Origin of the sequence: Microbacterium sp. K35 (genome assembly GCF_004794375.1) — a bacterium.
GTDB classification, from domain to species: Bacteria; Actinomycetota; Actinomycetes; order Actinomycetales; family Microbacteriaceae; genus Microbacterium; species Microbacterium sufflavum.
On the sequence record NZ_SSDM01000376.1, the window covers coordinates 1 to 2,473 of the forward strand.

At 73.7% G+C, this 2,473-nt stretch carries 1 protein-coding gene; it reads right to left on the reverse strand.

Features of this window, described 5'->3' with window-relative positions:
• Positions 1-2,252 (reverse strand): winged helix-turn-helix domain-containing protein (locus DW299_RS15775; RefSeq protein ID WP_168443164.1); only part of this gene is annotated, 2,252 nt, incomplete at its 3' end.
• Between the last annotated feature and the right edge of the window lie 221 nt (positions 2,253-2,473).

A 2,473-nucleotide genomic window follows, 5' to 3' on the forward strand; every position in this document is an offset into this window, starting at 1 on the left:
AGGACCACGACCGTCCCGGCCTCCGCGACCCGGCGGACGTGGTCCTCCGGCTCGGCGAGCGCGAGCGCGGTGGCGAGGGCGAACTGCGCCCGATCCGGCTCGGCGTCCTCCACGTCGAGGTGCGACTCCACCAGCCAGGCGTCGATCATCGACGCCGGCAGCAGGCAGCGTGCGGCCCCCTCCAGCACCGGGACGAGGGCTCCGCGCGCGACACCGGGCCGTCGGTCGTGCATCGCGGCGAGCGCACGGAGGACCAGCACGTCCCCGGTCTCGCCGAGCGCCGCCTCCACCTCGTCGATGAAGCGGTCGCGGATCGTGGGCTCGTTCAGACGGTGGAACGCGTGCACCACGAACGGCGCCATCATGGCGTACCAGTGCACCGGCAACGGGAGGTCCTCCCGCGGCGCGAGGAAGTCGAACAGCGCCATGGCCGCGGCATGGGCGTCGTCGACCGCGTCCGCGGCGAGCAGTGCCTGCAACCCGTGCAGCCCCCGCGCGATCGCGGTCTCCCCTCCCGCGTCGAGGACCCGCGCCGACGGCAGCAGCGCCGGACTCGCGTCGAGCAGGTTCATGGCCTCGTACGGCACCCACGATCGCCACACCCGGGCGACCTCGACGAACGCGTTGTCCGGTGCGCCGAGCTCATGCCACCGCTCGTCCAGGGCCGCACTCGCGTCCATCACCTCGCGCAGCCGCCCGCGGAACAGGGCTGCCGTGAGGAGCGCGGTCTCCGCCTGCAGCTCCGCCGATACGGCACCGATCGCCCGCGCCAGGTCGGCCGCCCGTCTGGCCGACACCTCGGACTGCTCCAGCCGGCCGGTGAAGAGCTGGGCCATCGCGAGCTGCAGCGTCGCGTAGGCGTCGATCCGCTCCTCGCCCGTCGGCGTGCGGAGCTCCGAGCCCACCGCGGCGAGCGCGTCCTCGATCCCCCCTCGGCGCAGTGCCGTGTGCAGCGCGAGCCCCCGCCTCCACGCCCGGTGCACGTCCGACTCGTGCGTCTCCGGCGTCGACGACAGCGCCGCGACCGCCGCGGACGCGTTCCCGCGGGTGAGCTCGGCCGCCGCGATCAGCATCCGCACCCCCGGCTCCGCGCGGCGCTGCGCGGTCAGCTCCCCGGTCGCCGCGACGACCTCGTCGGGGTGGCCGTCGAGCACGAGCTGCATGCCGCTGCGACGGAGGATCGCCGAGACGCAGAACTCCTCTCCGCTGCGCACGGCGTGGACCAGTGCGGGAAGGGCCTCCCCCTGCCCGTCGAACCACGCCGACGCGATGCCCTCGAGCCGGGCGGGCTCGCTGCTGCCCCTGGCGCGCAGGCGCCCGAGCAGGAAAGCGCGCAGCAGCGGGTGGTAGTGGTACCGCGGGGGGTCCGCGCCGTCGGGGCCGGCGAGCACGTTGAGCCGCAGCAACCGCTCGATCAGAGCGCCCGCCCGTGCGCTGCCGCAGAGGACGGTCGCGAGTGCGGTCGTGAACGACTCGGGGACGGCCGTCGTCTCCAGGAAGCCGCGCAGCTCGTCACTGAGGTCTCCGAAGACCTCCTCCACGAAGTAGTCGACCACGTCGGGGTCGTCTCCCCGGAGCGGGTAGGCCCCGACCGGGCCCCCGCCGGGGGCGTTGAGCATCATGAGCTGCAGCGCCGCGGCCCACCCCGCGGTGCGGGTCAGCAGCGCGGCGATCTCGCTCGGGTTCAGGTGCAGGTCGCGGAGCGCGAAGAACGCCTGGATCTCGTGTGGACGGAACGCCAGGGCAGCACCGTCGAGTTCGAGGGCGATGCCGCTGAGCCGACGACGGGCCAGCGGGATCATGCGCGTGCCGCGACCGGACAGCACGACGTGCACGTCGCCGGGGACCGTCTGCACGAACACCGACATCAGGTGGGCGGACTCGTCGTCCTGAAGGTGGTGCACGTCGTCGACGATGATCACGATCCGTCTGCGGGCCGCGTCGAGCGCCCTGGCGAGTCCGCGCATGGTGGCCGCCCCGTGACCGCGGGGCACGCGGGCGAAGCCGCGCTGCAGTGCGGGATCGGGGATCCGTTCGAGACCCGCGATCAGGGTGTCGACGCCGTCGCCGCGCTCCATCGCGACCGACACGACCTCGACGTCGGCGTGCTCGCGCAGCTCACGCGACCACTGCGCGAGCAGCCGCGTCTTGCCGGCGCCGGCCGGCGCGCCCACGAGCGTGAGCGACCACGGCTCCTCCATCGCGGCGCTGAGCCGGGTCAGCAGTCGTTCCCTCCGTACCTCGCCCTTCATCGATGTGGGGATGGGACTGGTCGTCCCACCTCCGTGTCGAGCATCTTCCGTCATCGGTCCCCCCGATCCTGAAGCGGCTCTCCCCCTCGGCGGCAGTATATTCCCCGATGAGAGCGGTTCCGCAAGGGCATGCCCCTGCTCACGGCGGGGCCGACGCCCCGACCCGCCGACGCCCGCGATGAGGGACCGCGGCCCCGCCAGATCAGCGCCGCGCCGTGTCG